Raw genomic sequence first — 6518 nt, 5'->3', positions numbered from 1 at the left:
CTGAATCTAGCGCGTCTGCCAATTCCGCCATGACCGCATATTATAGTATGTAACTGCCAAATCCGTTAATACGGAGTCAGTAATCATTACTATACACGGTCGATCCAATTGTGTCAAGCAAACGTTGTGGAAAATGTTCGATATTTTTAACAAGCAAGCAAACTGGTGTTACGTGTTAGCGATTTACGATTAAAAGCTATAATCTTCTGCTCGATTTCTCCCCTCACCAACCAGAGCAGCAGCCTGCTCCAACGGAAGCTGATTCACGGAGATATCATCATGCTCAATCACATAATTTAGCATATATTGATAAGCTTCGATAAACTTCTGAACGGTTGACGCATAAAAGAGATCAGTATTATATTCCACGAGCCCAGCTATGCCGCTGTCCTTCTCATACAGCATCAATGTCATTTCGAACTTGGCAGAGCTGGATTCTAGCTCCATCAGAGTCATTCGCGCCTCATCGAAGCCCATTTCCTTCATCGCAAAGTTCTGGAAGACGAACATATATTGCACAAGCGGCGAATATGCGGCATCGCGCTGGAATTCGATGCTGCTGATCACCTCTTCAAAAGGCAGCTCGACATTGGCGTATACGTTCGCTATCATTTCTTTATTTTTGGACAGGACGGCTTTGCAGGAGCTCTCTGGCTGAATCACAGTTCGCATGGCAACGGTATTTGCAAAGAAGCCTACCGTTTGCTTCAGTCGCTCGTCGAATCGATTGGATACGGGGACTGCCACACAAATGTCAGGATCATTGCTGTAGCGATACAGCGCTAGGGCGAACACGGTTTCTAAAAGCATAAACAAAGTCAGGTTATTGCCTTTGCAGTACGCTTTGCATTTTTCAACCGTGTCAGATGTCAGCTCAAATTCAATCGAGCTTCCGTTAAAGGTCTGCATCTGCGGACGTTCCTTATCCACTGGAAATGACAAAAGGCCATTGATGTCCTTCAGTTCTTTTTTCCAAAATGCCGCCTGTCTTTGCGCCAACTCACTGCTTAGGAAACGGTTCTCCCATTCAGCAAAATCCACAACCTGCAAGCTCAGTTCCGGTAGAACTGCACTCGTTATTCCTTGACTATATTGGGAATAAAAAGCCGCCATGTCCCGTCCAAAGATCGCCATAGAAGAGCCGTCTGCTGCAATATGATGCATCGTAACAAACCACAGGTGCAAATTATTATCTGCTTGAATCAATTTGCTGCGTATAGGGATTTCGCGGAACAGGTCGAATTCCTGATTCCAAGCGGATTTCATTTCCTTGATGATGTCATCGGCAGCTTCGCCTCTTCGAGCTTCGTATTCGGATGTAAACGAATACTCATCCAAAACCTTTTGATAATATACTCCATCCTTTTTCACATAAATCGTGCGCATAATTTCATGCCGTTCAATGACCTTTTCCAAACTATATTGGAAAGCATCCATATGAAACGCACCTTCAATTTTAAAGATAAAAGGCATGTTATACAGCGATCCCTGATCCACGTTTTCCAAAAAATAAAGCATCCGTCTCTGATTATAGGAGACGTTCATTAGCTCTTTACGTACGGCTCGTTCCATTTGCTTATCGTCCGTTGAACTAGCAGATGAGGCGGCACCAGAATGATTCATCTGGTTTTTGATGTGCTCCTCCAGCAATTGAATCGTCGCATACGTATAAAAATCATCAAAATCCAGTTCCACGCCTGTTTTCTGCTTAATTAAGTTCGTTACACTAATCGTCATTAACGAATTGGCGCCTAAATCAAAGAAGTCATCGGACTCGCCAATTTCCTCCATATCAAGTTCATTGCACCAGATATCTTTCAAAAATCGCTTCAGCTCCTGGCCTTCATCTATTGCAGCCTCAGACTCAACGTTGCGAACAGCCACCTTGCTCCGCAGCTTTTTCGGCCATGCCAAGGTTTTTCGGAACGGATAGGTCGGCAAATGCACCTTCACCTGCTCCTTAGTCGAGTAGTATTTCTCCCAATCGATATTGACACCAATGTTATACAAGGCCGATAATGCATCCAAAAGTGAATAGTCATCGCTAATTGCTCTCACGACGTTCAGCGCATGATGGTCATGCCGGGATTGCAAGCATTCGCTCAGCTTCCCCCTATCGCCCATTTCTACAAAAATAAGCGCTTCATGTTCCGTTTCAAGCAATTTCGTAATGTATGCTTCAAATCCTTGGTGATTAAAGGCTCCATTGCTGCTCCTAGCAATTTCTTGCTCGGCTTGATGCAGGGAAATCTTGTTCATGATGAAATCGATAGCTATATTCCCAATGCCCGTACCTAAGAGCTTATGAGGAGTGATTCCCCATACTTCGAACTGATGGTACAGCGCAATATAGCCAATCAATTTCAACATATCTTCATGCTCTAACGTGATTTTGCCTAGCAGATCCTGATAGACAGTGCGGAATACAGTATATTTTTCGTTCAATTCCTGCAAGGCATGTTCATCGAACGAAGCATCTCCTGACAGTAAAAATACCATTTTCGATGCTCCCGCTTCCGTTGTAGAGACCGGGCTATCTAGGAAATCCATAAGCTCCATCTTATTTTTTACTTTTGCGGATACGCGATACTCATAGTCGTTTCTGCCTGCATTTAATGTGAACCCTATATCTCCAAGGGAATAATGCGCAATCCCCGCCTTTAGCTTCTTCTTATAATCTTCTACAGCGTCTTTTGTTTTCGCGCTAATCGTAATGAAGTATTCCTTCTCAGAATCTATTGTACAAAAGTTGGTTTTGTTCTCCTCCAATACAAGATGGACATTGGTGCCGCTAACACCAAAGCCACTTATTCCCATCATTTTCGGCTTATGCTCATCCCAATGCTCGACCTCCGTAATCGGGTACACCGGAGCATGCTCGAAATCGATCAAGCTATTGATCTTTTTAAGCTCGCGCAGCGGATATTTTTTATTGTGCTTCATCGAGATGATCCCTTTAATCACACTAGCAATTCCTGCCGCTGATCCAAGATGCGAGAAGTTCGTCTTCAAGCTGCCAATCGGACAAATTTTCGTTTTATCCGTGTATTTCCTGAACGCCTCTGTAATCCCCAAGATTTCAATCGGATCGCCGATTTTAGTCCCTGTGCCATGTGCTTCGATATAGCCAATATCCTCAGGGTGAATATTCGCTTTCTCCCACGCCTTCAGGATAACTTCGGTTTGTGCCGCAGCACTTGGTGCCGCTAGGCTGTTCGATCGCCCGCCGTCTTGATTGGCGGCAACAGAACGAATGACCGCATGAATCGGATCCTTATCGCGGACGGCGTCTTCATATCGCTTGAGCAAGACAAAGCCGGCGCCTTCTCCAAGATTAATTCCATTCGCACGCTCATCGAAGGTGCTGCATCTTCCATGAGGAGAAATGAGACCCAGTACATCCGTCTCCGCATAGTCGTCATACTTCACGCGGAATTCCAGCGTAATCCCTCCAGCAAGGGCCATCTCCGTTTCCCTAGCATTCAGCCGGATGCACGCTTCATATATCGCATACAACGAGGATGAGCATGCCGTCTGAACGATGGCCGATTGGCCGTGCAGGTCTAAGCTGTACGAGATTCGCCCTGCCATCGAATCGAGAAAGTTGCCGATCATCGCGACACCTGATGCATCCTCCACGTAATCATCATAAAAATGGCTGTTGTGTGCTCCAAGCACGACAGAGGTGTTGCTGCCTCTTGCTGCCTCCAAGCTGTATCCAGCGTTTTCAATCGCTTCACATGCTAATTCCAATATCATTTTCTGTTGCGGATCCATGTAGGCAGCTTCCTGCTTGGAAAGATGGAAAAAGTCATAATCGAAATATTCCACGCCGTCGATATAAGCAACCTCAAAATACTTTTTGTCCGGATCTAATCCGAGCAAGTCGCGTCTTGTATCACTAAAAGGCTTAACGCAATCAGTCTTGTTGACAAAGATGGAGTCCAGCTCGTCCAGATGCTGAATGCTGGGGAATCGTCCGCTCATTCCGATGATTGCGATTTCTTTGAAACTTGACATGCAGTCTATTCCTCCCTTCATTTTATTAAAATTTGCAGCTTTCTATCTCGCATCTATTTTCCGATACAGCTTGCTGATGATGATCCAAATGTGCAGCGATTTCATGAATCGTATTGCACACGAACAATTCAGCAATGTTCACATTCGTATTGAATTCCTTGTTCAGCATATGGAGCATTTGAATAATTTTGATCGAGCTTCCCCCGGCCTCAAAAAATTTCTCATGTAAGCCGAACGTGCTGTCATCCCCCAGGATTTGTCGCCATATCGCAGTAACTTTTTCTTCGGTTTCCGTTTTGTTCAGCTTGGGATACGTATATTGATCATGGAATGTCGTATGATGACAATCGATGGTTCCGTTCGCCATCGGAAATGGTTCAACAAACTTGAAAAGGATATGCTCGCTGCTGTTATTGCGATCTATCCGCTCAATTGTTTCCTTGCTAAGCTTTTGCCTGCTATGTGTGCTGAATAGGAGATGGAACATGTCTCCATCTCTTGGTTGAACGATGACGACATCTTTCACATCGGGTTGTACTTGAAGCTCCTTAACCGCTGATACCAGCTGCTTGATATTCTTGTTTATTCGACTCCCATGGATGTCTTTCGTTCGATAGGTCAATGTAGGAGGTACCGGAAGAATATCCAGCAGCTCAGTTGGATATAGCATCAAATCGCCGTCATAAAAAAGAATCAGGTGATTCTCCTTTGTCAATTTTAGTTCGCAAAAGTCTAGCTGGTATTTGGTTCGAATGGCTTCTTGCGACTGCTTCAGATCGATAACGGCATGATTGAACAATACGACCCTTGACTTATGCGGGATAATATCAAAGCGGCCATTCTCATCGATGCAGCCTTTCTCCCCTGTGGCATACCATGCATTCCCGCTTTTGAAATAAATATCGCCTTCAAATCCGAGCGGAACGGAGTGGTAAGACTCGTCGAGCAAAGCCAGCTCTGCATGCATAACCGCTACCTGCTCTTCGCGAATATTGACTTCATTCAATAATTTCTTAGGACAGTAGGTAATTTCATACGTTTCAAGCTTTGCCCGTAATTCCTCCACATTAGCCAGCCCACAGCAGTTGATCGGCTGATTGATGTCAAACACTGCTTCCCGGATGAAATGGATATAGGCGTGAGCAATACTTTCGATCCGTTCTGGGGAAAACAGCTTCGTCGAATATTCGAATTGAATGTCCAAGCCCTCGCCGTTATCGGCCACAACCGCGCATAGATCAAGCTTGAAATCATTCGTGTTATCGCGGCTAAGGGTATGGATGATGACATCGCTGCCATCAATCTGAATGGACTCCCCTACCGCAATGCCGCTGAACAGTTTTTTGCTGTGAACAGCAAAAATAATCTGGTATAAAGGATGAACATGTTCCCTTCTTTGAAAAGCTACATTTTCGATGACATCGCTTAGAATCACATTCGAATGTTCCATGCTCTCGAACATTATGTCTTTTACTTGTTCCATCGCTTCCTTGATCGTTGCTTGCTCCTCGTAAGCAACAGGCATGACAATCACGGACGCAAAATCTCCTACCAAATTTACATATCTGGAATCGTCTCTGTTCGCTAAAGTTGTACCAATATTCATCATTGATTTGTTCGCATATCGGCCCAGCACGATGGTGAACAGGCTAAGCAGAACGGTATGAAGGTTGCCCATTGTTTCCTTTGCGATCTTTTTAATACTGTGCGTCGTCGCAGTGTCCAGTGAGAACACCGAAATCGAAGACCTTGCCTCTTCCTGCGAGCATCTGTCATATACGGTTGGCAGATCTAAATAAGAGTCCGACTGTTCCAGCTTTTCCTTCCAATAAATCAAGTTGTTCTGCAGCCTCTGCTGCATTCGCGGCGCGTGCTCATGCATAATGTAATTAGCATATTGATAGGCGCTTTTCTCCAGCTTCCTCCCCGAATACGCTTCAATGATCAGCTTGCATATGAGCCCATCTGACCACCCGTCACTAATTAAATGATGGACGGCGATCAGCAGCAGCTCTACATGTTGATTCACCCTAATCATCTGGAATCTTATCGGATTCTCTTCTAATAGATTGAAGTTGCGCAGGCAAAACTCTCTTTCCTGTTCTCTTATCACTTTATCTACCTCTTGTTCCGGCAAGTGAGAGAGGTCAACCTCATCGATAGCAGGCCGGCTGTCTTTATCCATATACTGATAAGGGGTACCCCCAATTTCCGCATATTTAAATAAAAAAATATCTTGCGTTTCCCAAAGCTGTTGAATAGCGGCCTTGATCTTCTCAGGGTTGGTACGATCGGCGTTGTACTTGAACTCGATTTTAAATGTTGGATTGTAATACGGATTTTCCTTTTCGAAGTCGGCGCAATATACATACCACATGCCTTTTTGATTATTTGCCAACGGAAAAATGCCGTATTCCGCACCGCGTTCCTTGATCGTTTCTATAAATTTTTGCTGTTTATCCTCCGGCAAACGATTCATTCTTTCGATCAGATTCATG

At 44.6% G+C, this 6518-nt stretch carries 2 protein-coding genes; both read right to left on the bottom strand.

Features of this window, described 5'->3' with window-relative positions:
- Positions 1-189 precede the first annotated feature (189 nt).
- Positions 190-4020 carry a condensation domain-containing protein gene (locus tag BBG47_RS21130; RefSeq protein ID WP_065293380.1) on the bottom strand — a complete coding sequence of 1277 codons (3831 nt, stop codon included), beginning with the start codon at positions 4018-4020 and terminating at the stop codon, positions 190-192.
- A gap of 25 nt (positions 4021-4045) precedes the next feature.
- On the bottom strand, positions 4046-6517 hold the full coding sequence (locus BBG47_RS21125; RefSeq protein WP_065293379.1) for a condensation domain-containing protein: 2472 nt from the start codon (positions 6515-6517) through the stop codon (positions 4046-4048).
- Position 6518 lies beyond the last annotated feature (1 nt).

This window comes from Paenibacillus sp. KS1 (assembly GCF_001680695.1).
GTDB classification, from domain to species: Bacteria; Bacillota; Bacilli; order Paenibacillales; family Paenibacillaceae; genus Paenibacillus_B; species Paenibacillus_B suaedae.
Note: the sequence above shows the minus strand (reverse complement) of the source record. Positions and strands in the feature narration are given on the sequence as shown.

What these genes read in the sequence shown, in the direction of transcription:
- BBG47_RS21130 (WP_065293380.1), bottom strand. Translation starts at nt 4,020, where the DNA reads ATGTCAAGTTTCAAAGAAATCGCAATCATCGGAATGAGCGGACGATTC.
- BBG47_RS21125 (WP_065293379.1), bottom strand. Translation starts at nt 6,517, where the DNA reads ATGAATCTGATCGAAAGAATGAATCGTTTGCCGGAGGATAAACAGCAA.